Origin of the sequence: Pseudoduganella sp., assembly GCF_041914865.1 — a bacterium.
Classification (GTDB): domain Bacteria; phylum Pseudomonadota; class Gammaproteobacteria; order Burkholderiales; family Burkholderiaceae_D; genus Rugamonas.
This window is the reverse complement of sequence record NZ_JAYSCO010000007.1, coordinates 14,332-40,151: the sequence shown is the minus strand read 5'-3', so window position 1 is coordinate 40,151 and position 25,820 is coordinate 14,332. Positions and strand designations below refer to the sequence as shown.

Below are 25,820 nucleotides of genomic sequence, written 5' to 3'. Positions count from 1 at the left end.
TTAGGCCTTAGAGGCCAGCATCGAATTGCCGGCTTTGTGCCCGGAACGATACATTGATGACTAATTTTGCAATGTTCACTTCCCAAATTGCGCGTGTTGCACGGCAAACTTGATCAATTCTGCCTGCCCCTCGATGCCGAGCTTGCGCTTGATATTCAGGCGGTGGGTTTCCACCGTGCGCACGCTCAAGTCCAATTCGCGCGCGATGTGCTTGTTCGATTCGCCATTGGCCAGGTGGCGCAGCACTTCGGCTTCGCGCGAGGTGAGCTGGTTGTCCTGCGCCCGCGGCTTGGCCAGCTGCTGCGCCAGGTTGGCGCTGTAGTAGATGCCGCCGCCCATCACGGTTTCGATGGCCACCACGATATCCTTGCCCGGTGCGTCCTTCAGCACGTAGCCGCGCGCGCCGGCCTGGATGGCCTGGGTCACGTATTCCAGCTTGTCGTGCATGGACAGGATCAGCACCGCGATCTGCGGGAACTGCTGCTTGAACTGGGCGGTGGCCTCGATGCCGTTGGTGCCGCGCATATTAATGTCCATCAGCACCAGGTCGGGCTGGTGCTGGCGCGCCGCTTCCAGCGCTTCGGCCGCGCTGCCGGCTTCACCCACCACCTCGAACTGCGCCATGGCTTCCAGCCGCGCGCGCAGGCCGTCGCGCACAAGCGGGTGGTCGTCTACTAACAGGATCCTGGTCATTCTTTGCTCCGGATTTCTACCCGCGCCAGCACCACGGTGCCGGCTGGGGAGGATTCAATGCGCAACTGGCCGCCGATGGCTTCCATGCGTTCCATCATATTGCGCAAGCCGATGCCGCGCTTGGGGTGGCCGGCAATGCCCTCTGCATCGAAACCGCTGCCGTTATCGGCAATGCGCAGCGAGATGCGTTCGGCGTCGCCTTCCAGGTCGATGCTGATGCGGGTGGCGCCGGCATGGCGCTCGATATTGGTCAGCGCTTCCTGGGCGATGCGGAACAGCACCGTGTTGGCCACGTCCGGCAGGCGGTCAGTGCAGCCGATGGCGGCGAAGGCCACCTCCACCCCGCTGTGCACGCGGAACTCGCCGGCCAGGTGGTCCAGCGCGGCGGCCAGGCCCAGGTCGTCCAGGATGGCCGGGCGCAGGTTGTGCGAGATGCGGCGCACCTCGCCCAGCACATTGTTCAATTGCTCCACCGTGTGCTCGAAAGCGGCTTTGGCCTTGTCCTGCTGCGCCGGGTTGGCCAGGCGGATGATGGCCGCTTCGATCTGCAGCTTGATCGACACCAGCCACTGGCTGATGCCGTCGTGCAGGTCGCGCGACAGGCGCGCCCGCTCCTCCTCCTGCGATTCGACCACGCGCTGCGCCAGCGCTTTGAGCTTGGCGTCGGCCACCCGGTTGTCGCGGATATTCAGGGCCAGGCCGGATACGCCCACCGCCAGCAAGGCCAGCGCCGCGATGGCGGCCATCCACAGCAGCGTGTTGCGGATATTGCCGCGCTGCTGGGCGTCCACCTTGGCCAGCGCCGCGTCGACATCGTCCAGGTAGATGCCGGTGCCCAGCATCCAACCCCATTCCCTGACCGGGACCACATAGCCCAGCTTGGGCGCCGGCTTGTGGGTGGAGGGCTTGACCCAGTTATAGCGCTCCAGCCCTCCGCCTTCCCGCGCGCGGGCTAACAGGCGTTGGATGGTAGGATTTCCTTCCTGGTCCTTCAACAGGAACAGGTTCTGCCCGACCAGCTCCGGCTGGCGCGGATGCATCAGCGAATTGCCCTGCATATCGTAGACAAAGAAGTAGCCGTCGTCGCCGAAGCTCAGGGTGGACAGGATGCGTTTCGCCTCGTCCAGCGTGGCCTGGTCTTTGCGGCCGGACTGCACCAGGTGCGAAATGGAGTGCGAAGCGAGCGCCACGTAGTGCTTCAGCTCCGCCTCCTTGCTGGCCAGGTAGGCTTGCTGGATGGTGTCGCGCTGCTGCTGGGCGAGCGTGGTCGCCTGGTAGCGCACCGCAACCGCTATCGCGCACAGGGCCAGGATCAGGGGCGCAATCGCCAGGAAGAGGAACTTCTGCCGCAGCTTCATGCCTGCGATTGTAAGCCTGCCGCCGCCCGCCTGTCCTACGTAGTTCTACGCAGCGGCTTTGCGTAGTGGTGCGCTTGTGACAGATATTCGATTCCTGAATACTGGGCATTCATCCATGGAGGAGACCCCAATGAATCCCGTTTTGAAGAAACTTGGCTGGGCAGGCCTGTCGCTGCTGGGCGCCGGCGCCCTGGGCGTCGTGGCGCTCAAGCGCGGCGAGCCGGTCAGCGCCATCTGGCTGGTGATTGCCGCCGTCTGCGTCTACCTGATCGCCTACCGCTTCTACAGCCTGTTCATCGCCACCAAGGTGATGGGGCTGGAAGGCAACCGCCTGACCCCGGCCTACAAATTCAACGATGGCCTGGACTACGTGCCGACCAATAAGAACGTGCTGTTCGGCCACCACTTCGCCGCGATCGCCGGCGCCGGCCCGCTGGTCGGCCCGGTGCTGGCGGCGCAGATGGGCTACCTGCCCGGCATGCTGTGGATCCTGGCCGGCGTGGTGTTTGCCGGCGCCGTGCAGGACTTCATGGTGCTGTTCATTTCCACCCGCCGCGACGGCCGCTCGCTGGGCGACCTGATCAAATCCGAACTGGGCCCAATCCCGGGCAATATCGCGCTGCTCGGCACCTTCATGATCATGGTGATCATCCTGGCCGTGCTGGCGCTGATCGTGGTGAAGGCGCTGGCGCACTCGCCATGGGGCTCGTTCACCGTGATGGCCACCATCCCGATCGCGCTGTTCATGGGCGTGTACTCGCGCTATATCCGCGTCGGCCGCGTCGGCGAAGTGTCGCTGATCGGCTTCGTGCTGCTGATGCTGGCCATCGTCGGCGGCCAGTGGGTGCAGGAAAACCCGGCCCTGGCGCCGATGTTCACCTTCAGCGGCACTGAGCTGACCTGGATGCTGATCGGCTACGGCTTTATCGCCTCCGTGCTGCCGGTGTGGCTGCTGCTGGCGCCGCGCGACTACCTGTCCACCTTCCTCAAGATCGGCACCATTGTCGGCCTGGCGGTGGGCATCATCATCGTCGCGCCCATGCTGCAGATGCCGGCCCTGACCAAATTCATCGACGGCACCGGCCCGGTATGGTCGGGCAACCTGTTCCCCTTCCTGTTCATCACCATCGCCTGCGGCGCCGTGTCCGGCTTCCACGCCCTGATCTCCTCCGGCACCACGCCCAAGATGATCGAGAACGAAACCCATGCCCGCTTCATCGGCTACGGCGCGATGCTGATGGAATCGTTCGTCGCCATCATGGCGCTGATCGCCGCTTCGACCATTGAACCGGGCGTGTACTTCGCCATGAACTCCCCGGCCGCCCTGATCGGCACCACCGCCGAATCGGCTGCGCAGGCGATTTCCGCCTGGGGCTTCCGCGTCACCCCGGAGATGCTGACGCAGACCGCCAAGGACGTGGGTGAAGCCACCATCATCTCGCGCGCCGGCGGCGCACCGACCCTGGCGGTCGGCATGGCGCACATCCTGTCGAACGTGGTGGGCGGCAAAGCCATGATGGCGTTCTGGTACCACTTCGCGATCCTGTTCGAAGCGCTGTTCATCCTGACCGCGGTGGACGCCGGCACGCGCGCCGGCCGCTTCATGCTGCAGGACTTGCTGGGCACCTTCTCGCCAGCGCTGAAACGCACCGACTCCGTATTCGCCAGCCTCCTGGCCACCGGCCTGTGCGTCGCCGCCTGGGGCTACTTCCTGTACCAGGGGGTGGTCGACCCGCTGGGCGGCATCAACACCCTGTGGCCGCTGTTCGGCATCGCCAACCAGATGCTGGCCGCCGTAGCGCTGATCCTGGCCACCTGCGTGCTGTTCAAGATGAAGCGCGCCAAGTACGCCTGGGTCACCATCACCCCGACCGTGTGGCTGCTGCTGTGCACCCTGGTGGCGGGCTGGCAGAAGATCTTCGACGCCAATCCGAAGATCGGCTTCCTGGCGCACGCCGCCAAGTACCAGGGCGCGCTGGCCGAAGGCAAGGTGCTGGCCCCGGCCAAGTCGCTGGAGCAGATGCAGCAGGTGGTGTTCAACGACTACCTCGATGCAGGCCTCGCCGCCTTCTTCATGGTGGTGGTGATCAGCGTGCTGGTGTTCGGCGCGCGCACCGCGCTGGCGGCCTGGAAAGCCAGCCGCCCGACCCACAACGAAAGCCCGGCGCAGTACTCCACTGCCGCTGTGGCCAAGTAAGGCGAATAAGGCCATGTTCGGCGAAATCGCCAAGGCCGGCCGCTACCTCGGGCAAAGCATGCGCCTGATGTGCGGCCTGCCGGAATACGACACCTACGTCGCCCATCGCGAAAGCACCCACCCCGGAGAGCCCGTGATGAGCTACGAAGAGTTCTTCCGCGAGCGGCAAGAAGCCCGCTACGGCGGCGCCGGCAAGCGCGGCGGCTGCTGCTAGGCAATAAATGTCCACTTCGGGGTGAGGAATAAAAGTGGACATTTATTTGGGAAATGTCCACTTTTCTTCCTGACCCCGAAGTGGACATTTTGCTTGGTGCAACGACAAAGTTAGAGGCAAATCAAAGCGTCGAATTTCTTAGCATTTATTCTTTGCCCGATGGAATCGTCCAACGGCGGCGAAAATGCTCAACTTCGAACGCTCCGGCTTAAGCCAGAAACTGACCATCATCTCGGTACTCACCACCGGCAGCGCCTTGCTGCTGGTGTTCCTGGCGTTCGCCATCACCACCATCCACGCCCATACCAGCGAGGAGCGCAAGCAGCTCACCTCGCTGGCTGACGTTATCGGCGCCAACAGCGTCGCTTCGCTGCTCTACACGGACCGTCCCACTGCCGAGCAGGCGCTGGCTGCCCTCGCCGTGAAAAGCGACATCACGCGCGCCGCCCTGTTCGACCGCGAAGGCAAATTGTTTGCCAGCTACCCTGCGCCTGGCACGGATCCGGCCATCGGGGCGGTGGCGGCGCTGGATGCGGGGCGGCTGCGGCAGCTGGCCGGGGGCGAACTGGCGGAGCATGGGGGCCGGCCTTGGGCCCCTTTGCTGCGGCTGTATCGTCCGGTGCGGGTGCGCCAGCATGTGATCGGGGCGGTGATGATCGAGGCGGGCCAGGCTTCGTTGTGGCTGGGCATCGTGCGCAACCTGGGCATCACGGCGGCGGCAACCGGCTGCTCGTTCTGGCTGGCGCTGGTGCTGTCGGCGCGCTTCCGCAAGGGCATTACGCAGCCGATCGGGCAGTTGATCGCGGCGGCCGACAAGGTGAGCAGCAGCCAGACCTATGCGCAGGTGCAGCATGCGCGCCGCGATGAACTGGGCACGCTGATCGATAGCTTCAACGGCATGCTGGCGCAGATCGAGAGCCGCGATACAAAGCTGGCGCAGTACCGGGGCGAGCTGGAACGGCAGGTCAGCATCCGCACGGCGCAGCTGGAGAAGGCGAAGGATGCGGCGGAGGCGGCAAGCCAGGCGAAGAGCGCTTTCCTGGCCAATATGTCGCACGAAATCCGCACGCCGATGAACGGAGTGCTGGGCATGGCGGAGCTGCTGGCGGCGACCGAGCTGACGGAGACGCAGCGCCATTACACCAGCATGGTGCGCCGTTCGGGCGAACACCTGCTGGTGATCATCAACGATATCCTGGACTTCTCCAAGGTGGAGGCGGGCAAGCTGACGGTGGAGTACATTAACTTCAACCTGCGCGAGCTGTTGGACGATATCGAGCATGTCTTTGCGCCGCAGGCGCAGGCCAAGGGCATCGAGATGGAGTTCGCGGTGGCGAACAATATCCCGCTGGCGATCTGCGGCGATCCGAACCGGCTGCGGCAGGTGATCGTCAACCTGCTGGGCAATGCGATCAAGTTCACCGACCAGGGACGCATCACCGTGGCGGTGCGGGTGGCGCAGGAGGATGCCCAGTCGGCGCGCCTGCGCGTGGAGGTGCACGATACCGGCATAGGCGTGTCGCGCGAGGCGCGTTCGCATATCTTCGATTCGTTTTCGCAGGGCGATGGCTCGACCACGCGCAAGCATGGCGGCACCGGGCTGGGCCTGGCGATTTCCAAGCAGCTGGTGGAGCTGATGGGCGGCGCGATTGGGGTCGATAATGCGCTCGGGCGTGGCTCGGTGTTCTGGTTCACGGTGCAGTTCGACAAGCGCCGCGTGGAGGCGGACGATGCCGGCTTCCAGCAGCGCCCGACCAAGGGCTTGCGGGCGCTGGTGGTCGATCGCGAGCCGGAGCGTGCGCTGGCGCTGCAGCGCTTGCTGCAGCGCTGGCACCTGCTGGGCAGCTGCGTGCCAAGTGCGGCCGACGCCCTGCGCGAGCTGCATGCGGCGGCGGCGCGCGGGGCGCCTTACGACGTGGCGCTGCTGGATATGGGGCTGGACGATATCGGCGGGCTGGCGCTGGCGGCGGAAATCAAGTCGGATGCCGATATCGCGGCGGTGCGCCTGATCCTGCTGGCCACCGAGCGCGATGCGGCCGATCCGGTGCAGCGGCGCGCGGCGGGGGTGGCTTTCCAGCTGATCAAGCCGGTGCGTGAGCCGGACCTGTACGACTGCATCGTCTCGCCGGCGCGCAGCAACGACGGCGTGGGGGCGGCCGCCCTGGCGGGAGTGGCGCCGCCGCATGCGCTGCCGCGTGGGCGCGCAGGACAGCGTCCGCGCGCTTTGCTGGCGGAGGATAACCCGGTCAATGTGGAGGTGGCGTCGGCCATGCTGCGCGGGCTGGGCATGGAGGTGGCCTGCGCCGCCAACGGTGAGGAGGCGCTGGCCGCGGTGCGCGCGGGCGACTATGACCTGGTGCTGATGGATTGCATGATGCCGGTGATGGATGGCATGGCGGCCACCGCTGAAATCCGTCGCCTGGAGCAGCAGCGCGGCCGCACGCGCGCCACGCCGATCGTCGCCATCACGGCCAATGCGCTGCAGGGCGACCGCGAGCGCTGCCTGGCGGCGGGCATGGACGATTACATCAGCAAGCCTTTCTCGCAGCAGGCGTTGGCGGACACCCTGGGGCGCTGGATCGCCCTGCCCCGCCCGATGCCGACCGCCCATGCGCCGCCGGCCGCAACGGAGCCGCCGCTGCAGCGCGGCGCGGCCGGGGCGCAGGGGCCTGCCAGCCCGCCGCTGCAGCAGGGGGCGATGCCCGCCGCCGCACAACATGCCGCCGCCGAAGCCAGCCAGCAGCGCGCTGCGGCCCTTCTTCCCCCGCCGCCCGAGCGCGAGCGCCTGCAGGCCCCGGCCGCGCCTGCGGCGGCGCTCAACCCGCTGGCGCTGGACGCCATCCGCGCACTGAGCCCAGACCAGGGCGACGCCCTGCTGCAGCGCGTACTGGACGCCTTCCTGCAGGATACGCCGCGCCAGCTGGCCGCACTGCGCGAAGCCATCGCCGGCAACGACGCGGAGGCCGTGCGCAAAACCGCCCACAGCCAGAAGTCGAGCGCCGCCAACATCGGCGCCGACACGCTGGCAAAACTATTCAAAGACCTGGAGCACATCGGCCGCGCCGGGCAGACCGACGGCGCGGCAGTCCTGCTGGCGCAACTGGAGCTGGAGTTCCAGTCGGTCCGGCAGTCGCTCAGCACCATCCTCGCGAAGGGAGCATGACATCATGGCAGCCCTGTATTCCCCCAAACGCGGCACCGTGCTGGTGGCGGACGATGATCCCGTCATGCGCCTGCTGATGCTGGAAATGCTGGCCCAGGTCGGGCTGGATGCGGTGGAGGCGAGCGATGGCCGCGCCGCCGTGGCCAGCTTCCGCGACAACGCGCCCGACCTGGTCCTGCTGGACGTGGACATGCCGCTGCTGGACGGCTTCTCGGTCTGCCGCGCCATCCGCAAGCTGGAAGGCGCCGGCTCGGTGCCGGTCATCATGGTCACCGGCGGCGACGACCTGCAGGCTGTGACGCAGGCCTATGAAGCCGGCGCCACCGATTTCGTGTCGAAGCCGATCAACTGGCCCATCCTCGGCCACCGCGTGCTGTATGTGCTGCGCGCCAGCGACGCCATCGCGCGCCTGCGCATTGCCGACGCCCACAACCGCGCCGTGCTGGCCGCCATTCCGGACACTTTCTTCCGCCTCAGCGCCGACGGCTACTATCTCGATTACGAAGAGGGCCACGAGCCTGGCGCCGACTTCGCCAGCCGCGAGTGCGTCGGCCGCCACATCCGCGACGTGCTGCCGCCCGCCATCGCCGCGCGCATGCTGGAGCAGCTGTCGGCCGTGCTGCATTCGACCTCCGTGCATTCGGTGGACTACGAACTGACGCGCGGCGGCGTAACCCACCATTTCGAGGCGCGCCTGGTGGGCACTGCCGCCGGCGAGGTGCTGGGCCTGGTGCGCGATATCAGCGAGCGCAAACGCACCGAGGAGCAGATCCGCAAGCTGGCCTACTGCGACAGCCTGACCGGCATTCCCAATCGCCAGGCCTTCCTGGAAACGCTGGAGCGCGAGCTGGCGCGCTCCCAGCGCGAGCAGCGCAAGTTCGCCATCCTGTTCATGGACCTGGACTCCTTCAAGCGCATAAACGACACGCTTGGCCACAATATCGGCGACCTGCTGCTGCAGATCGTCACCGAGCGTCTGCGCGAAACCATCCGCCCGGGCGACCACCTGTGCAGCCTGGCGCGCCTGGGCGGGGACGAGTTCACCATCCTGCTGCCCGACATCGAACGGGTGGACGATGCGCTGGCCGTGGCGCACCGCGTGAAGGACGCCATGCGCCGCCCTTTCGTCCTGGACGGGCACGAGATCTTCGTCACCGCCAGCATCGGCATCTCGCTCTACCCGGAGGATGGCGAGGACTGCACCTCGCTGCTCAAGTTTGCCGACACCGCCATGTACCACGCCAAGAACTGCGGCAAGAACAACGCCAAACTGTACAGCTCGTCGCTGACGATGCAGATCATGAGCCACGTCAAGCTGGAAGTCGGCCTGCGCAAGGCGCTGCAGAACAATGAGCTATACCTGCTGTACCAGCCGCAGGTGGATGTGCCGAGCACGCGCATCGTCGGCGTCGAGGCCCTGGTACGCTGGCGCCATCCCGAACACGGCATCATCCCGCCCAACGACTTCATCCCGCTGGCGGAGGAAACCGGCTTGATCGTGCCGATCGGCGAGTGGGTGCTGCGCACCGCCTGCACCCAGGCGCGCGCCTGGCAAAGCCAGTACGGACAAGCGGTGCGCATGGCGGTCAACCTGTCGGCGCGCCAGTTCAAGGACGAGAACCTGGCGCAGATCGTGCTGGCGGTGCTGCAGGAAACCGGGCTCGATCCCAGCCTGCTGGAGCTGGAGCTGACCGAAGGCACGCTGATGGACAACGCGCTGGCCACGCTGGCCACGCTGGAGCAGCTGCGCGGCATCGGCGTCTACCTGTCGATCGACGATTTCGGCACCGGCTACTCGTCCATGAGCTACCTGAAACGCTTCGACGTACGCGCGCTGAAGATCGACAAGAGCTTCATCAGCGGACTGCCGCAGGACAGCGAAAACGCCGCCATCACGCGCGCCATCATCGCCATGGCGCACGGCCTGCGCATGGTGGTGGTGGCGGAAGGCGTGGAAACGCGCGAGCAGCTGGACCTGCTCAAGCACTACGGCTGCGATATGGCGCAGGGCTACCACCTGGGCCGGCCGGCCCCGCACGAGGACATCAGCCGGATACTCGGCGGCGTGGGATCAGGTGCTGCGGCGGTCTAGCATGGCGCGCGCAATGGTGCCGGCGTCCACGTATTCGAGTTCGCCGCCGACCGGCACGCCGCGCGCCAGGCGCGTCACGGCCAGGCCGCGCGCTTTCAGCATCTCGCTGATGTAGTGGGCGGTGGCTTCGCCTTCGTTGGTGAAGTTGGTAGCCAGGACCACTTCCTGCACCACGCCGTCGGCGGCGCGCGCCAGCAGCTTTTCCAGGTGGATGTCCTTGGGGCCGATGCCGTCCAGCGGCGACAGGCGGCCCATCAGCACGAAGTACAGGCCCTTGTAGGTCAGCGTCGATTCGATCATCGCCTGGTCGGCCGGCGTCTCCACCACGCACAGCAGGCGCGTGTCGCGCGATTCGTCGGCGCAGGTGTCGCAGATGTCGGTTTCGGTGAAGGTGTTGCACAGGGCGCAGTGGTGCACCTGCTCCACCGCCTGGTACAGGGCGCGCGACAGCATGGCGGCACCTTCGCGGTCGTGCTGCAGCAGGTGGAAGGCCATGCGCTGGGCCGATTTGGGCCCGACGCCCGGCAGGCGGCGCAGCGCCTCCGTCAGGAATTCAAAGGACTTCGCCATGGGATCAGGCTTGCTTGAAGGCGCTCAGGGAATCGGCCGTCATGGTGGGGACGAATTCGGTGATCGTGTAGCTGGCGGCGCCGGCTTCGTTGAAGGGGTCGAGCTCGATCACCGCTTCAATATCGGCCCGGCTGTCCGCCGTGGCCAGGATGATGCCGCCGGTGCGCGGCACCTGGCGGCCGGACATCAGAAATATACCGTTGGCATATTGCTCGCGCAGGTACTCGCGGTGCGCGGCGAGGAGCTTGTCGATCTCCTCGGCCGGCTTCAGGTACGTGAGCGTGATGATGAACATGGCCGCGGCTTAGCGCCTTAGAAAGGCATCTTGAAGCCCGGAGGCAGCGGCAGGCCGGCGGTCAGGCCGCTCATTTTCTCCGAGGCGGTGGCTTCGGCCTTGCGCACGGCGTCGTTAAAGGCGGCTGCGACCAGGTCTTCCAGCATGTCTTTGTCGTCGCCCAGCAGGGATGGGTCGATCGATACGCGCTTGACGTCGTTCTTGCAGGTCATGACCACCTTGACCATGCCGGCGCCGGACTGGCCTTCGACTTCGATCAGGGCCAGCGCTTCCTGCGCCTTCTTCATATTGTCCTGCATGGCTTGGGCTTGCTTCATCAGGCCGGCCAGTTGGTTTTTCATCATGGTGTGGTTCTCCGTATTTCGGTGTTGATTATGGGGTTCAGTGCGCGGGCGTCATCGGCGCCACGATCGAGCCGGGCACGATGAAGGCGCCGAAGTCGCGCATCATTGCTTTGATAAACGGGTCGGCGGCGACGGTTTCCTCCGCCGCGCGCTGGCAGTTGTCGCGGTGGACCTGGGCTTCGACGCTGGTGGTGTACCAGGCCTTGCCGATCTCGGTTTCCACGCGCGTGGCGCGGCCGAAGCGCTCGTTCAGGGCGCCGGTCAGTTTTTCCACGTTGGCCGGGGTGGCCCAGGTTTCGATCGGGCAGCGGATGCGGAACACCGCCATATTGCCGTCGAAGCTGCAGCTCACCAGTTCGGCCTGGGTGGCCAGCTGCTGCGCCACGCCGCGCAGCGGCAGGTGGGCGGCCAGCGCGGGCCAGTTGCCGTCCCAGCCCAGTTCCGGCACCGGGGTGATCACGTATTCATACGGCGCCTTCGCTGGCGCGGCGGCGCGCTGCTGCGGCGCGGATGGCGACAGGCCGCCGATATGGTCGGCGCCAGCCGGCACGGCCGATTCTTCCGAGAAGCCGGTGACCCATGGCGGCAGGTCGTCTTCCTCCGCCTGCTGCTGCGGAGGCGCTTCCAGCACGGCGGCGCCGCCCTGCTCTTCCCATGGTGCGGCGGAAGGCGCGGTCGGGGCGCTGGCGGCCGGGGCGTCTTCCCACGGCGCCGGGGCGCGGACTGCGGCTTGCGCGGCGGGCGCGCCGTAGGCGGAGCTGGCGGCCGATGGCGCCGGGGCGCCGCCAGTCGCGGCGCGCATCGCGGCCGCTGCCGGCGACATCGGTGCGGCCGGAGCCGACATCGACGGGCCGCGCGGCGGCGCTGATGGTACAGGCTGTGCCGCCGGGGCCGGCGCGGCTTGCGACGGCGCGGTGGCGCTCGGTGCCGCATCGGCTGCCGGCGCTGCCGGACGCGCTGGCGCCGGTGCGCGCTGGCCGGTGCGGGCAGCGGCAGCGGCACGCGCAGCTTCCAGCGCGGCGTTGATGGCCATCTTCGCCGCGCTCATTGGCGCTGCGGTGGACGCGGGTGCCGCCGGGGCCGGGGCCGGAGCCGGGGCTGGGGCTGGGGCTGGCGGGGCAACTGGCGCGGGGGCCGATGACGCCGGCGCGGGAGCTGGTGCCGCAGCCATCGGCGCGGATGCAGGCGCCGCTGCTGGCGCAGCGACGGCGGGCGCGCTGGCCGGTACAGGGGCTGCTGGTGCGCTGGCCGGGGCCGGGGCCGCGGCAGGCGCCGGAACGGCAGCCAGTGCCGGGCCGCTCGCTGCCGGCGTATTGGCCGCCGCTGCTGGTACTGGTGCAACCTGCTGGACTGGCGGTGCCGGCGGCACAGCTGGCGCGGTGGCGGCAGGCGCCGGCTGGCCCACTGGAACGCTCATGCGGTCCGCCGTCGCCGCCGAAGCGGCCATGGCGGCGGCAGCTGCCGCGCGCGCCGGATTGGCGCCGGCTGGACGTGCCGCTACCGGGGCGCTGGCCGGCTGGCCATCTGCCCCACCGATGCCGGGCCGAAAGGCAAGCATGCGTAACAGGGTCATGGAGAAGCCGGCATATTCATCCGGCGCCAGCCCCAGTTCATTACGGCCATGCACCGCGATCTGGTAATACAGCTGCACTTCCTCCGCATCGAACAGCGCAGCCAGGCGCACGATATCGTTATATTCCGGCAGGTCCGCCGGCACGGCGGAAGGCACGGTCTGCGCCAGCGCGATCCGGTGCAGCAAGGTGCCCAGGTCCTGCAGGGCACCGTTATAGGACAGCGAACGCGAAGCCATTTCATCGGCCACCGCCATCAGGTCGGCGCCATCCTTATTGGCCAGCGCATCGAGCAGGCGCACCAAGTAAGACTGGTCGAGCGCGCCCAGCATGCCCTGCACCGAATCCAGCGTCACCGCGCCAGCGGCGTAAGCGATCGCCTGGTCGGTCAGCGACAGCGCATCGCGCATCGAACCGTGGGCGCCCTGGGCCAGCAGGCGCAAGGCCGGCTGCTCGAAGACGACGCCCTCCTGCCCCAGGATATTCTCCAGGTGGCCGACGATATGCCCCGGCGGCATCTGCTTCAGGTTGAACTGCAGGCAGCGCGACAGCACGGTGACCGGGATCTTTTGCGGATCGGTGGTCGCCAGGATGAATTTGATGTGCTCCGGCGGCTCCTCCAGCGTCTTCAGCATGGCGTTGAAGGCGTGGTTGGTCAGCATGTGCACCTCGTCGATCATATAGACCTTGAAGCGCGCATTGGACGGTGCGTACACCGCCTGCTCCAGCAGTTGCGCCATCTCGTCGACGCCGCGGTTGGACGCCGCGTCCATTTCCACGTAGTCGACAAAGCGGCCGCCGTCGATCGCGGTACAAGCCTCGCATACGCCGCACGGGGTGGCCGTGATGCCGCCATTGCCGTCCGGGCCGACGCAGTTCAGCGATTTGGCCAGGATACGGGACAAGGTCGTCTTGCCGACACCGCGCGTCCCGGTGAACAGGTAGGCATGGTGCAGGCGCCCGGTATGCAGCGCATGGGTCAGCGCACGGACAACGTGCTCCTGGCCGACGAGCGTTTCAAAATTCCGGGGACGGTATTTGCGAGCGAGGACTTGATAGGACATGTGCGCGATTTTACCGTAGATGCCGAGGCAGCGGACAACATTAGACGTTCGACCAGACTTGGACTACACTTTGCATTTTTTGCAACTGCGCAACAGCCATGAAGAAACTGATCTTGTTGTCCCTGCTGGCTATGGCCGGTACCGCCCACGCCCAGGAACGCGATTGGACCACCTACCGCAAAGTCATCGAGAGCCTGCGCCTGGACCGCTTCTACGCCATCCCGCCGGCCGAGCGCGACAAACTGGACATGTACCTGACCGTCAAGCCGGCCAATACCCAGCTCAAGCCGACGGACATGAACCTGACCGTGGTCGCCAACGGCAACCGCTTCGCCCTGCCCGTCGATGAAAAAGGCAATCTGCACCTGGAGCCGAACGCGCAATGGCTGGCGGCGGACGCCAAGATCACCACCACCCATCCCAAGGGCGAGAAAATCTCGGTCAGCTACAACCTCGACGCGGTGGTGCCGGAAGGCACGCAGTGGCAATACAACAAATTAATGGACAGCGTGGCGCAGGGTAACGCCGCCATCAACAAGGTGGCGGGTGCGTTCAGCCTGCTGGCTCCCACCATGCGCTCGGTCCTGCTCAGTTTCGACAAGCCGGCGCAACTGACCATCCAGTCGCGCACGGGGACCAGGCAATACGCCAGCGACGCCAAGCACAAGATCCTGCTGCCGGCCGACAAAGCACTGCTAAAGGAGAATCCGCTGGTGCTGGTGTCGAGCCGCCCGGTACAGGCTGCGCTCGATACGGATTAAAAAAAAGCTGCCCAAGGCAGCTTTTTTCATGAATTCAAAGAGGCGAGCCTGATCTGCGGCACTTGCGGTGAACAGCTTTGGCTGCTTCGTTCCCGACCTGACCAGGTTAACCGTGCCACAATGCGCAGGGGCCCGCCCGGGCGCAATTATAGGCTATAAACCGAGCTGCTGCCAAATTCCATCCACGCGTGCCTTCACCTCGTCGCTCATGGTGATGACGGTGCCCCACTCACGGCTGGTTTCGCCCGGCCATTTATTGGTGGCGTCGATGCCCATCTTGCTGCCCAGGCCACTGACCGGGGAAGCAAAGTCCAGGTAATCGATCGGCGTATTGTCGACTAGCGTGGTGTCGCGCGTCGGGTCGACCCGGGTGGTAATGGCCCAGATCACCTCTTTCCAGTCGCGGATGTTGACGTCTTCGTCCACCACGATAATGAACTTGGTATACATGAACTGGCGCAGGAAGCTCCACACGCCGAACATCACGCGCTTGGCGTGGCCGGCATACTGCTTGCGGATCTGCACCACGGCCATGCGGTAGCTGCAGCCTTCCGGCGGCAGGTAGAAGTCGGTGATTTCGCTGAACTGCTTTTGCAGCAGCGGCACGAACACTTCATTCAGCGCCACGCCCAGCACGGCCGGCTCGTCCGGCGGTTTGCCGGTGTAGGTGGAGTGGTAGATCGGGTCGCGCCGCATCGTGATGCGGTCGATGGTGAAGACCGGGAACCAGTCCTGCTCATTGTAATAACCGGTATGGTCGCCATACGGGCCTTCCAGGCCATGCTCAAAGCCGGACGGATGGTTTTCATCCGGGTAGATATGCCCTTCCAGCACAATCTCGGCCGATGCCGGCACGCGCAGTTCGCTGCCGATGGCTTTTACCAGCTCGGTGCGGCTGCCGCGCAGCAGGCCGGCGAACTGGTATTCCGACAGGCTGTCCGGCACCGGCGTCACGGCGCCCAGGATGGTGGCCGGGTCGGCACCCAGCGCCACGCACACGGGATACGGCTGGCCGGGATTACGGATGCAGTGCTCGCGGAAGTCGAGCGCGCCGCCGCGGTGCGCCAGCCAGCGCATGATCACTTTGTTACGGCCCAGTACCTGCTGGCGGTAGATGCCCAGGTTCTGGCGCTTCTTGTTGGGGCCCTTGGTGATCACCAGGCCCCAGGTGATCAGGGGCGCCACGTCGCCGGGCCAGCAATGCTGGATCGGCAGGCGGCCCAGGTCGACGTCATTGCCTTCCCAGACAATCTCCTGGCAGGGTGCGCCGCGCAGTTCCTTGGGCGACATGTCCCACACGGCTTTGACCAGCGAGCCCAGGCCCATCAGGTCCTTGAAGCCCTTGGGCGGTTCGGGTTCTTTCAGTTGCGCCAGCACGTGGCCGATCTTGCGCAGCTCGCCCACATCGTCGGCGCCCATGCCGAGCGCCACGCGGTGCGGGGTGCCGAACAGATTGCCCAGCACCGGCATGTCGAACCCGGTGGCTTTCTCGAACAGGATGGCCGGGCCGCCGGCGCGCAAGGTGCGGTCGCAGACCTCCGTCATCTCCAGGTGTGGCGAAACAGGCAAGCTTATGCGCTTAAGTTCGCCAATTGCTTGCAGTTGGGAAATAAAATCTCGGAGATCGCGATATTTCATACTTTTTTACGATTTTTTTGCTTCGGACGAGGCGCCTGAGCACTTTTGGTCAAGTCGTTGATTTTATTGGTTTTTGCCAACATGTACACGAGAAAATCATACTCAAAAGTAATAAAGAATGCGCGTGTTAGTATTGACTAGATATATCACCCCTCCTACAATTTGACCTACTTGATGAGGACATGGCCTTTATGCCAACTAAGTTGTCACTCATTACATTCACGGAGTCCGGGCTCCATTAGACATTTTAAGGAGTGTTTTTCGCGAGGCGTCTGCCTCTCCCCCCGGAACAAGTTGTGTTGCAACTGGCCCCAAACGAATGGCCAGCTTAAGCAAACAATAATGGCGTTCTATCCCGTGCGACCTGTGCGGCGGTGGACGAAGATAACACTGATGTAACGACAATGGCACGTCGAATGACCGCGATTTTGCGCGGCGGGGACGCGTTTTGACTCTTACATTTCAGGGGAGTTCTGATGAACAATCAATTCAATGGGCTGCTGCTTAGCGCCCGCCAATGGGCCCGCCAGCCCGCCGCGTGGATTAGCACGCAGAGCATTTCGGCACGCGGCCTGCTGACCGCCGCTCAGTCCATGCTGAGCATCCTCGGCATCGCAGCACTGGTCATGGCGTGCGCCATGGTGGCACGTCCGGACCTGGCCAAGCGCCTGGTCGATGCCCTGCACGGCCAGCCGGCTGTGGCGGCGCAAGTGGTGGTGGCGCCGCCGCTGTCCGAACTGATGGAAGCACCTGCCGTACGTCCGGCCGGCGCCGTGGCAGCAGCGGAAGCGCCGCTGACGCCAGAGGAAAAGGCCCTGATGGGCACCAAGAAGCAGCAGGACGCCGTCACCAACTGGCTGTCCAAGCGTTACCGCGTGGCGGGCGACGCGACCAATATGCTGGTGTCCACCGCTTACCTGACGGCGCGTGAAATCAAGCTGGATCCGCTGCTGATCCTGGCCGTGATGGCGATCGAGTCGGGCCTGAATCCGTTCGCGGAAAGCCCCATGGGCGCGCAAGGCCTGATGCAGGTGATGTCCAAGGTGCATACCGATAAGTTCCAGGACATGGGCGGCGTGCAGGCTGCACTGAACCCGGTGGCCAATATCCGTGTCGGTTCGCTGATCCTGAAGGATTACGTGTCGCGCGGCGGTTCGGTGGAAGCGGGCTTGAAGTCCTACGTGGGCGCTGCTGCTTTCGAGACCGATAATGGTTACGGCTATAAGGTGCTGTCCGAGTATTCTCTGCTGAAGCAGGTTTCGGCCGGCAAGAAGGTGCCTTACATTACTCCTCCGCAGATGGCTGCAGCGCCAGCCAAGCCGAAGGAAGCGCCAACCACTGTGGCGCAGGTTGAAAAGCCGATCAGCGCGGATCAACTGGCCGGCCTGTAAGCGCCCTGCCCCTCTATATATTAGAAGCCACCTGCGGGTGGCTTTTTTACTTGGCGGGAGACAAAGCGGCGACTGTGCCGCCATCGGCGCCTGCCTGCAGCGTGAGCGCCAGGCCGATGCGGCTTGCCAGGCGGCGTGCGATCGACAGGCCCAGTCCGTGGCCGCTGCTGGCGGCGCCTTTCGCGCCGGCCTCGAACAGGCGGGCCTGGATGGCGGGGTCGATGCCAGGTCCGTCGTCTCTGACGGCCAATAGGCCGTCGGCAAAGCTAACGCGCACTGTGCCGGCCTGGGTGTGCTGGAAGGCGTTGCCAATAATATTAGCCAGCACGATGCGCAAGGCGGCTGGCGGCACGCGGAACGATGCTTGCGGCGCAAGCGCCACCTCGACCTCGACCGCCTTCCCCTCCAGCAGGTGGGCCAGCTGGACCACCGTGCTTTCCACCAGCGGCAACAGGGCCACCGGATCCTGCGCACCTGGCAGCGCCCCTGCGGCGGCATCCCCGTGCGCCAGGTCTTCGCGCGCCAGCGCCAGCAAGGTATCGACCGTTTGCGCCATATGCGTTGCGGCGCTGCGGATACGCTGCAGCTGTTGCGCGGCTTGCGGTGGCATGGGCTGGGCGGCCAGCAGGAACGCGGCGCCCTCGATCACTGCCAGCGGCGTGCGCAGTTCATGGCTGGCGTCGCGCGTGAAATGCTGTTCGCGCTCGATGAAGGTGGCCACGCGCGCCAGGGCGTCGTCCAGTGCGCGGGCCAGCGCGCCGATTTCGTTGGCGGGATAGGCGGCCGCGAAGCCTTTCGGCAGCTGGGCCGGTGCGGCGCTGCCGACCAGCTGCGCCAGCGCTTCCAGCGGACGTGTCGCGCGCCATGCCAGCCAGTAGCCCAGGGCCAGGGTCAGCGCCAGCATGACCAGCAGCGATGCGCCGAGCAGGCCAAGCACCAACGGCAGGCGCGGACGCACCAGCAGTTCGCGGCTCACTTCCGCCACCAGCAGCGTCGGCGCCGCCGCGCGCGGCAAATTGAGCTGGCGGACGTGGTAGTGGCGGCCCGCTTCGCCGAAGAATTCGCCGCCCCGCATGACGCCGGGCTGGCGGCGCAGGTCGTCGGGCAGGCTGCTGCTGTCGCGATGCAGGCTGACATAGGGCCGCAGCGGCGCGGCCAACCGGGCGGAGGCCTGCCAGCTCGCCTGCTGGTGCGCGGTTTCCTGCTCCAGCATATTGGCAAAGAACTCGTCTTCCAGCGTGTACATGAAAACCACCGCGAATGCTGAGAACAGCAGTGCAGTGCACAGGGCGATCAGCGCAAAGGCGGCAGTCAGGCGGCGGCGCAGGCTATGCGGGGCCGGGAGCGATGCACGGGCACTCATGCGGCTGCATCCAGGCGGAAGCCGACGCCGTGCACGGTCAGCAGCATCGGCTGCGCGAACGGCTTGTCCAGCGCCTGGCGCAGCTGGTACAGGTGGCTGCGCAAGGCATCCGAGTCGGGCGGATCGTCGCGCCACAGGATCTGCGTCAGCTCGCTGCGCGTCATCACGCGGGGATGCGCCTCCGCCAGCGCCAGCAGGAGCTGGTAAGCCACCGGCTGCAGGCGCAGGGCCTGGCCGGCGCGCGTGACGGTCTGCGCGCGGCGGTCGATGCGCAGGCTGCCGACCGCCAGCGCCGCATCGCGATGGCGCATGGCCAGCGCCTGGCAGCGCGCCAGCAATTCCTCCATGGCGAAGGGCTTGACCAGGTAGTCGTCAGCGCCGGCATCGAAGCCATGCAGCTTGTCCTGCAAGGTATCGCGTGCGGTGAGCATCAGCACCGGCAGGCGGCGCGGCAGGCGGGCGCGCAGCTGGCGGCACACTTCCAGCCCGTCGATGCCGGGCAAGGCCAGGTCCAGCACCAGCACGTCGTAGGGATGTTCGAGCGACAGCGCCAGGCCATGCTCGCCGTTGGCCGCGAAATCGGCGCTGTGGCCGACGCGATCGAAGGCGTCGGCCAGGTTGCGGGCCAACAGCGCGTTGTCTTCGACGACCAGTATGTTCAGCGGCATCCCTATCCTTTGGCCAGGCGCTGCAGCTGGAACGCGTCCGCCACCCTGCCCTGCATGCCCGCCACCACGGCGTGCATCAGCACCAGCATCTTATCAAAGCGCTCCCCTTGCCGGAGTTCGGCGCGCGCGGCGGCCAGGCCATCGTTGTAATAGGCGGCCAGCGCCAGCACGCTGCGTTCCTCGCCGGTTTCCGGCCGGGCGGCGGGCACGGCGCCCAACGCCTTGACCATTTCCTCCGCCGTGGCCCAGGTCGACCAGGGATTCTGGCCGGTGACCAGCTTGCCGTCCACCACCACGTGCCCCACATACTTGGGGGCGGCGGAGAACTTTGCGCCCAGCGCGCGGGCACGGTCTTCCAGCAGGAATGGCAGGCGCTGGCGGGCATCCTTCATCAGGAACAGCTCCTCGTCGTTGGTAAAGCCTGTCATGCGGCGGCCGGCCACCACGCCTAACAGCGCGGCGGGGCCGTGGCACACGGCGCCCAGTACGCCGCCGCGCGCCGCCATGCTGGCGACAATGCGCGCGATATCCGCGTTGCCGGGGAAGTCGAACATGGCGCCTTTGCCGCCGACGAAATAGACAGCGCTGTAGCGCGCCGGGTCGACCTCGGCCAGGCGCACGGTGGCCTGCAGCTTGCGCTGCGCGTCGGCGTCGTTGAGGAAGGCATAGTCGGCATCGCCCATATCGTCGGTATCGATGCGCTCAGGCGGGCGCCCACCCTGCGGCGAGGCGATTTCGACCTCAAAGCCACTGGCCTGGAAGACGTAATAGGCGCGCGCGAGCTCGGTCAGCTCAAAGCCGGCCTTCTTAGTGGAGCCGGGAAAATGCGCGGCGCTCGACACGACCGCCAGCACGCGCCCGCGCGGCGCCACCGGCGTGCTGGCGAGCCAGGCGATATCAGCCGGGCGCGCCTGTGGATTGGCACGCGGCTGCGCATCCAGTCCGAAACTGAGGAAATACAGGTAGCCGGCAGCCGCCAGCAAGACCAGCGTTGCAGCCAGCCAAGCCGCCGCGCGCAGGATTTTCTTGAACATTCGTGCTCCCAGAAAAAAATGGGGACGTACCCCTAAATTAATGGGGTACGTCCCCATTTTCTGGGAAACATTTTGCGCGGGGGCGCGTGAAGCGGATGTGAAGCTGCGGCTTACTTTTTCTTGTCGGCGGCGACTTCGTCGGCGCGCAGCTGGGCGGCCAGCTTGTCGAGCACGCCGTTGACGTATTTGTGGCCGTCGATGCCGCCGAAGGATTTGGTCAGCTCCACTGCTTCGTTGATGACGACGCGGTAGGGAATCTCGATGTGGTTCTTCAGCTCGTAGGCGCCGATCAGCAGCACGGCGTGCTCGATCGGGGACAGCTCGGCCACGCCGCGGTCCACCAGCGGCGAGAAGGCTTCACGCAGCTCGACCGATTGCTTGATGGTGCCGCGCAGCAGGTCGGCGAAGTACTCGCCGTCCGCCTTGTCGAAGCCGTGGGCGGCGCGGATGTTGTTGACCACCTTGGTGGCGTCTTCATTGTTCAGCAGCCACTGGTACAGGCCCTGCAGCGCGAACTCGCGGGCGCGGTGGCGCGGGGTGCGGTTCTTGCTCGGGTTGGCGTGCGTCATTTTGTCGTTCATGTTCTTACCTTCTTGTTGAATTACTCGTCGTCGCCCACGTCCTGGTTCAGCTCTTCCAGGGCGATCGACAGGTTGGCCATTTCGACCGCGCAGCGGGCGGCTTCGGCGCCTTTGACGGCCATGCGGACTTCCGCCTGCTCGTCGTTCTCGGTGGTCAGGATGGCGTTGGCGATTGGGATGCTGTAGTCCAGGCCGACGCGCGTGATGCCGGCGCCGGATTCATTGGACACCAGCTCGAAGTGGTAGGTTTCGCCGCGGATCACGGCGCCCAGTGCGACCAGGGCGTCGAACTGGTTGGACTCGGCCATCTTTTGCAGCACCAGCGGCACTTCCAGCGCGCCCGGCACGGTCACGTGCAGGATGTCTTCGTCGGCCACGCCCAGGTTCTTCAGCTCTTGCAGGCAGGCCGACAGCAGGCCGTGGCAAACGTCTTCGTTGAAGCGCGCTTGCACAACGCCGATACGCAGGTTTTCGCCGGACAGGTTGGTTTCGTAGGTTGCTACGGTCATGGTGGTCCTCTTTTCTAGATTTCGGGTTAAGCCGTGTCTGATCGCTCAGGCGGCAGGTTTGGCCATGTAGCCGGTGACTTCCAGGTTGAAGCCGGTCATCGACGGCATCTTGCGCGGGCTGGCCAGCAATTGCATCTTGCTGACGCCGACCTCGCGCAGGATTTGCGCGCCAATGCCGTAGCTGCGCAGGTCCATGCTGGCGGCGCGGCCGGTCGGGCGCACGTTCTTGTCCAGCGCTTCGAGCTGGCCGAACAGCTGCTCGGCGGTTTCGCCGCAGTTCAGCAGCACCATCACGCCCTGCTCCGCGCCCTTGATCGCTTTCAGCGAGGACGACACGTTCCAGGAGTGGGTGGTGGCTTCGGTTTCCAGCAGGTCCAGGATCGAGACCGGCTGGTGCACGCGCACCAGCGATTCCTTGCCCGGCGCCATCTCACCGTGCACCAGGGCCAGGTGGGCTGCGCCGCTTGGCTTGTCACGGAAAGCAATCATACGGAAATCGCCATGCGCGGTGCGCAGCGGACGCTCGGCAATGCGTTCCACCATGCATTCGTTCTGGCTGCGGTAGTGGATCAGGTCGGCGATGGTGCCGATCTTCAGGCCGTGTTCCTTGGCAAATTCCAGCAGTTCCGGCAGGCGCGCCATGGTGCCGTCATCCTTGATGATCTCGCAGATCACGGAGGCCGGCGTCAGGCCTGCCATCTCGGTCAGGTCGCAACCGGCTTCGGTATGGCCGGCGCGCATCAGCACACCGCCCGGTACCGCGCGCAGCGGGAAGATGTGGCCCGGCTGCACGATATCGCTTGGCTTGGCGCCCTTGGCCACGGCCACCTGGATGGTCTTGGCGCGGTCGGCGGCCGAGATACCGGTGGTCACGCCTTCCGCCGCTTCGATCGAGACGGTGAAGTTGGTGCCAAAGGAGGTGCCGTTCTTGGCCGTCATCATGGTCAGGTCGAGCTGCTTGCAGTGCTCTTCCGTCAGGGTCAGGCAGACCAGGCCACGGGCGTGCTTGATCATGAAATTGATCGCTTCCGGCGTGACGTGTTCGGCGGCCAGCACCAGGTCGCCTTCATTTTCGCGGTCTTCTTCGTCGACCAGGATCACCATGCGGCCGGCGCGCAGTTCGGCGACGATTTCTTCGGTGCTGGAAATGGACATATTTTTTCCTTTGATGTGAGGCACAGGGCGTTTCTTTGTTAACCCGCTATTTTAAAGGATTTGGCGCACTTCCGCCCCGTAAGCGCCACCTTTAGGCGATTTGGCCTAGACTGAATTGCTTTTCTAACCCTAAAGGAGGCAGCGATGAAGACTAGCGGTTCGGCCGTCTGGACTGGCGGCATCAAAGATGGACGTGGGGCAATTAGTACCGTCAGCGGCGTGCTGCAGGCCGCCCCCTACGGCTTTTCCAGCCGTTTCGAAGGCAAACCCGGCACCAACCCCGAAGAATTAATCGGCGCCGCGCATGCCGGCTGCTTCACCATGGCCCTGTCGCTGATCCTCGGCGAAGCGGGCCTGACGGCCGAAAAGATGGAAACCAAGGCCGAAGTCACCCTGGACAAGGTAGCCGACGGCTTCGCCATCACCGCCATCCACCTCGACCTGACGGCAAAAATCCCTGGTGCCGACAAAGCCAGGTTCGAAGAGCTTGCCAATAAAGCAAAAGTTGGCTGCCCCGTCTCCAAAGTCCTGAACACCAACATCACCCTCAGCACCACCCTCCTCTGAGCAGACAGTGTCCGGCCCTTGGGCCGGACGGGCCATCCGGCTGGTTTCCGGGATGCCGAAAAAAAATCCCTTGAACTTTTTAATTGCGACCACTATTATTAAGTCATTGGATGACAACCGTCATCAATAACCAACAAGGAAACCATCATGAACATCAAAGATTCCGTCGTCTTCATCACTGGCGCCAACCGTGGCCTGGGCCTGCAACTGGCGAAAGCCGCACTCGCCGCCGGCGCGAAAAAGGTCTACGGCGCCGCGCGCGATGCCAAATCGATCACCCTGCCCGGCGTCATCCCGGTCCAGCTCGATGTCACCAACCACGACGAAATCGCCGCCGTCACGCGCGAATACAAAGACGTGAATGTACTGATCAACAATGCCGGCATCGTCAAGGCCGGCGGCATCCTGGCCGACAACTCCCTCGAACAGGCCCGCGCCGAGCTGGAAACCAACGTGATCGGCCCGATGCTGCTGAGCAAAGGCTTTGCCCCGACCCTGAAGGCCAACGGTGGCGGCGCCATCGTCAACATCCTGTCCGTGCTGGCCTGGCTGAGCCAAGGCCCGACCAATACCTACAGCATGTCGAAATCGGCTGCCTGGGCCCTGACCAACGGCCTGCGCGTGGAATTGGCGGCACAAGGCACGCAGGTGGTTGGCGCCCACATGGGCTATATGGAAACCGACATGACCGCCGGCTACGATGTGCCGAAGGTCAAGCCGGAAGATGTGGCAGCGCAGATCTTCGCCGCGCTGGCGGAAGGAAAAGAAGAAGTGCTGGCGGATGACCTGACCCGCCAGGTCAAACAGGGCATCAACGCGGAAGTGCCGGCCTACATCGCCGTCTCCCGCGCCGCCTGAGCTGGTGGAACCGCAGCCGCCCGGACGCTTACTGCGCCCGGGCGGCCTCTTTACGGGGAATCATGCCGAGTGTGCCAAGCCAGGCCTCGACCAGCGCCGGCCACTGTGTGATCTGGTGTTCGGTCGGACGCAGCGCAAACGCATGGCCGCCCTGGGCATAGAGGTGCATCTCGACTGCCACATTCGCCTTCCTCAACGCGGCGTAATACAGGAGCGAAAACTCCACCGGGTCGATCGGATCGTCCTGCGCATGCAGCAGGAAGGTCGGCGGCGTCTGGCTGGTCACCCGTATGGTGGGATTCAGCTTGGAGAGATCGGCTTTATAATTGATCGACATATGCCCCGGATAGAGCGAAACCGCAAAGTCCGGGCGGCTACTCTGCTCATCGGCCTTGTCGACAGGCGCGTAGATGCGCTGGTGGCGCGTGCTGACCGCCGCAACCAGGTGGCCGCCGGCCGAAAAGCCCAGCACACCGATCTTGTGCGGATCGATCTTCCACTCCGCCGCGTGGTGACGCACAAGGCCTATGGCCCGCTGTGCATCCTGCAGCGCCGTGTGCACCTTGGGAATGACGCGCATATTGCGCTCCACATCCCAGTGCGGACCCGATCCCGGCACGCGATACTTCAGCAGCACGCAGGTCACGCCGATTGAGGTCAGCCAGTCACAGACCTCCGTCCCTTCCAGGTCAATGGCCAGCACGCGGTAGCCGCCACCCGGGAAGACGACGACAGCGGCACCCGTGTTGCCGCCCTTTGGCGGGTAGACCGTGAGCGTGGGCCGGGTAACGTTGGCGACTTCCAGCCATGGCCGGCCGGCGACCGGGTGGTCATCGCGCAGGCGCATGCTTTCCGGACCCTTGGCGGGCTTCGCCTCCGGTATCACGCCAGGCCAAAGAGGCAATTGCTGCAGGCCGTCCGCCGGCTGCCATGCTTCTGCCTGCGCGCTGGCAGCAACGACCAGCCCCATCAAAGCGAGAATTCTTTTCATTTACTGCACTCGCCCAGCAATCGCCTTCGCAACCCACTTGTCGACGGCGTTTCCCTTGGTTTTGACATTCAGGCCGCTCGTCGTCGCCACTACCCTGCCCTTGGGGTCCAGCAAGGCAAGGGTTGGATAAGCTTTCACGCCCGCCTGCTCGATCAGGGGTTGGGCATCCGCCAGGGTGCGCCAGCCAAAACCTGTGCGCTGGGCGAACTGGCGCGCCTCGTCGCTCGAATCGAAAGTAATGGCCAGCGTGGCGTATTCCTTATTCAGCCCGGCAAATTCGTTCAGCATGGGCACCTCCTTGATGCACGGCGCGCAATCGGCGAAATAGAAGCTCACCAGCGTATAGCGGCCGCGCAGCGCGGCACTATCGACCGTGCTGCCATCGGTCGCGGCCAGCTTGAAATCGGGGAAGACCATTCCTGGCTCCAGCCTGGATTTTGGGATCGGCGACGCGGATTGCGGTGTTTCCAGCTTCAGCACTGCCACGGCTTGCTCGCCGTCCTTGCGCTTGTTCATGCTGAAGCCCGCGCCCGATATCTTCTTCTCAAACTGCGCAAAACTGATCAGCGCCCCCTTGGTATCGCGATACTCGACGCTTTGATAATCGGCCAGGCCCATTTGCTCCCTGAATTTGATTTCAGCGCTGGAGACTGGCGCGGCACAGGCAAGCTGCGGCGCAATAGTGGCCGAAAGTGCCAGGAGAACGGCAGCAATTTTGCAATTCATATCGTTATTAAAAATGA

Annotated in this window: 23 protein-coding genes and 1 other RNA gene; 8 read left to right on the top strand and 16 right to left on the bottom strand. The window is 65.1% G+C overall.

Annotation, left to right across the window (positions count from 1 at the left end; all coding sequences use genetic code 11):
• Positions 1-75: 75 nt before the first annotated feature.
• Both ACE3TQ_RS05075 and ACE3TQ_RS05070 read right to left on the bottom strand, forming a co-directional pair.
• Positions 76-693, bottom strand: coding sequence for a response regulator (locus tag ACE3TQ_RS05075; RefSeq protein WP_374580874.1), 618 nt, complete (start codon positions 691-693; stop codon positions 76-78).
• Complete coding sequence (locus tag ACE3TQ_RS05070) at positions 690-2,051, bottom strand: cache domain-containing protein (RefSeq protein ID WP_374580873.1); 1,362 nt, start codon at positions 2,049-2,051, stop codon at positions 690-692. The genes ACE3TQ_RS05075 and ACE3TQ_RS05070 overlap by 4 nt, the downstream gene beginning before the upstream one ends.
• A 130-nt stretch (positions 2,052-2,181) precedes the next feature.
• Here ACE3TQ_RS05070 and ACE3TQ_RS05065 point away from each other — a divergent pair, with 130 nt between their 5' ends.
• The 4 genes from ACE3TQ_RS05065 (at position 2,182) to ACE3TQ_RS05050 (ending at position 9,717) form a co-directional block, all read left to right on the top strand.
• On the top strand, positions 2,182-4,248 hold the full coding sequence (locus ACE3TQ_RS05065; protein WP_374580872.1) for a carbon starvation CstA family protein: 2,067 nt from the start codon (positions 2,182-2,184) through the stop codon (positions 4,246-4,248).
• 13 nt (positions 4,249-4,261) lie between these two features.
• The gene (locus ACE3TQ_RS05060; RefSeq protein ID WP_374580871.1) at positions 4,262-4,462 is read left to right on the top strand and encodes a YbdD/YjiX family protein; all 201 of its coding nucleotides are present in this window, start codon (positions 4,262-4,264) and stop codon (positions 4,460-4,462) included.
• Between the two features lie 184 nt (positions 4,463-4,646).
• Positions 4,647-7,625: a response regulator gene (locus ACE3TQ_RS05055; protein ID WP_374580870.1), complete on the top strand. Its 2,979-nt coding sequence runs from the start codon at positions 4,647-4,649 to the stop codon at positions 7,623-7,625.
• Positions 7,626-7,629: 4 nt separating this feature from the next.
• A complete protein-coding gene (locus ACE3TQ_RS05050) occupies positions 7,630-9,717 on the top strand; it encodes a putative bifunctional diguanylate cyclase/phosphodiesterase (protein WP_374580869.1) in 2,088 nt (695 codons plus the stop codon).
• Here the strand turns inward: ACE3TQ_RS05050 and recR are convergent.
• From recR to dnaX, 4 genes are read right to left on the bottom strand one after another with little or no spacing between them, the layout of a single operon-like run.
• Positions 9,697-10,287: a recombination mediator RecR gene (recR, locus tag ACE3TQ_RS05045; protein ID WP_374580868.1), complete on the bottom strand. Its 591-nt coding sequence runs from the start codon at positions 10,285-10,287 to the stop codon at positions 9,697-9,699. The genes ACE3TQ_RS05050 and recR overlap by 21 nt on opposite strands.
• A 4-nt stretch (positions 10,288-10,291) precedes the next feature.
• The gene (locus tag ACE3TQ_RS05040; RefSeq protein WP_374580867.1) at positions 10,292-10,582 is read right to left on the bottom strand and encodes a YciI family protein; all 291 of its coding nucleotides are present in this window, start codon (positions 10,580-10,582) and stop codon (positions 10,292-10,294) included.
• A 17-nt stretch (positions 10,583-10,599) separates the two neighbouring features.
• Entirely contained in the window at positions 10,600-10,926 is a 327-nt protein-coding gene (locus tag ACE3TQ_RS05035; RefSeq protein WP_374580866.1) for a YbaB/EbfC family nucleoid-associated protein, read from the bottom strand.
• Positions 10,927-10,963: 37 nt separating this feature from the next.
• Positions 10,964-13,561 (bottom strand): DNA polymerase III subunit gamma/tau, encoded by a 2,598-nt coding sequence (dnaX, locus tag ACE3TQ_RS05030; protein WP_374580865.1) that lies wholly within the window; start codon positions 13,559-13,561, stop codon positions 10,964-10,966.
• Between the two features lie 98 nt (positions 13,562-13,659).
• Between dnaX and ACE3TQ_RS05025 the strand changes: the two genes are divergently transcribed.
• Entirely contained in the window at positions 13,660-14,322 is a 663-nt protein-coding gene (locus tag ACE3TQ_RS05025; RefSeq protein WP_374580864.1) for a DUF2987 domain-containing protein, read from the top strand.
• 38 nt (positions 14,323-14,360) lie between these two features.
• Here the strand turns inward: ACE3TQ_RS05025 and ffs are convergent.
• Both ffs and ubiD read right to left on the bottom strand, forming a co-directional pair.
• Positions 14,361-14,459: signal recognition particle sRNA small type (gene ffs, locus ACE3TQ_RS05020), an RNA gene on the bottom strand.
• 16 nt (positions 14,460-14,475) lie between these two features.
• Positions 14,476-15,960, bottom strand: a complete 1,485-nt coding sequence (ubiD, locus tag ACE3TQ_RS05015; protein ID WP_374580863.1) for a 4-hydroxy-3-polyprenylbenzoate decarboxylase — start codon at positions 15,958-15,960, stop codon at positions 14,476-14,478.
• Positions 15,961-16,436: 476 nt separating this feature from the next.
• Between ubiD and ACE3TQ_RS05010 the strand changes: the two genes are divergently transcribed.
• Positions 16,437-17,351 carry a transglycosylase SLT domain-containing protein gene (locus tag ACE3TQ_RS05010; protein ID WP_374580862.1) on the top strand — a complete coding sequence of 305 codons (915 nt, stop codon included), beginning with the start codon at positions 16,437-16,439 and terminating at the stop codon, positions 17,349-17,351.
• A gap of 46 nt (positions 17,352-17,397) precedes the next feature.
• Here ACE3TQ_RS05010 and ACE3TQ_RS05005 read toward each other — a convergent pair whose 3' ends face one another.
• From ACE3TQ_RS05005 to ribBA, 6 genes are all read right to left on the bottom strand, one after another.
• Entirely contained in the window at positions 17,398-18,714 is a 1,317-nt protein-coding gene (locus ACE3TQ_RS05005) for a sensor histidine kinase (RefSeq protein WP_374580861.1), read from the bottom strand.
• Complete coding sequence (locus ACE3TQ_RS05000) at positions 18,711-19,376, bottom strand: response regulator transcription factor (RefSeq protein WP_374580986.1); 666 nt, start codon at positions 19,374-19,376, stop codon at positions 18,711-18,713. The genes ACE3TQ_RS05005 and ACE3TQ_RS05000 overlap by 4 nt, the downstream gene beginning before the upstream one ends.
• An 8-nt stretch (positions 19,377-19,384) precedes the next feature.
• Complete coding sequence (locus ACE3TQ_RS04995) at positions 19,385-20,416, bottom strand: type 1 glutamine amidotransferase domain-containing protein (RefSeq protein WP_374580860.1); 1,032 nt, start codon at positions 20,414-20,416, stop codon at positions 19,385-19,387.
• A 110-nt stretch (positions 20,417-20,526) separates the two neighbouring features.
• Positions 20,527-20,997, bottom strand: coding sequence for a transcription antitermination factor NusB (nusB, locus tag ACE3TQ_RS04990; protein ID WP_374580859.1), 471 nt, complete (start codon positions 20,995-20,997; stop codon positions 20,527-20,529).
• A gap of 20 nt (positions 20,998-21,017) precedes the next feature.
• Positions 21,018-21,506 carry a 6,7-dimethyl-8-ribityllumazine synthase gene (gene ribH, locus ACE3TQ_RS04985; protein ID WP_374580858.1) on the bottom strand — a complete coding sequence of 163 codons (489 nt, stop codon included), beginning with the start codon at positions 21,504-21,506 and terminating at the stop codon, positions 21,018-21,020.
• 45 nt (positions 21,507-21,551) lie between these two features.
• The gene (gene ribBA, locus ACE3TQ_RS04980) at positions 21,552-22,661 is read right to left on the bottom strand and encodes a bifunctional 3,4-dihydroxy-2-butanone-4-phosphate synthase/GTP cyclohydrolase II (protein ID WP_374580856.1); all 1,110 of its coding nucleotides are present in this window, start codon (positions 22,659-22,661) and stop codon (positions 21,552-21,554) included.
• 144 nt (positions 22,662-22,805) lie between these two features.
• Between ribBA and ACE3TQ_RS04975 the strand changes: the two genes are divergently transcribed.
• Both ACE3TQ_RS04975 and ACE3TQ_RS04970 read left to right on the top strand, forming a co-directional pair.
• The gene (locus ACE3TQ_RS04975; protein WP_374580854.1) at positions 22,806-23,228 is read left to right on the top strand and encodes an OsmC family protein; all 423 of its coding nucleotides are present in this window, start codon (positions 22,806-22,808) and stop codon (positions 23,226-23,228) included.
• 147 nt (positions 23,229-23,375) lie between these two features.
• Positions 23,376-24,086: an SDR family oxidoreductase gene (locus tag ACE3TQ_RS04970; RefSeq protein WP_374580853.1), complete on the top strand. Its 711-nt coding sequence runs from the start codon at positions 23,376-23,378 to the stop codon at positions 24,084-24,086.
• Positions 24,087-24,114: 28 nt separating this feature from the next.
• Here ACE3TQ_RS04970 and ACE3TQ_RS04965 read toward each other — a convergent pair whose 3' ends face one another.
• A complete protein-coding gene (locus ACE3TQ_RS04965) occupies positions 24,115-25,077 on the bottom strand; it encodes an alpha/beta hydrolase (RefSeq protein WP_374580852.1) in 963 nt (320 codons plus the stop codon).
• Positions 25,078-25,803 carry a TlpA family protein disulfide reductase gene (locus tag ACE3TQ_RS04960; protein WP_374580851.1) on the bottom strand — a complete coding sequence of 242 codons (726 nt, stop codon included), beginning with the start codon at positions 25,801-25,803 and terminating at the stop codon, positions 25,078-25,080.
• Positions 25,804-25,820: the final 17 nt, after the last annotated feature.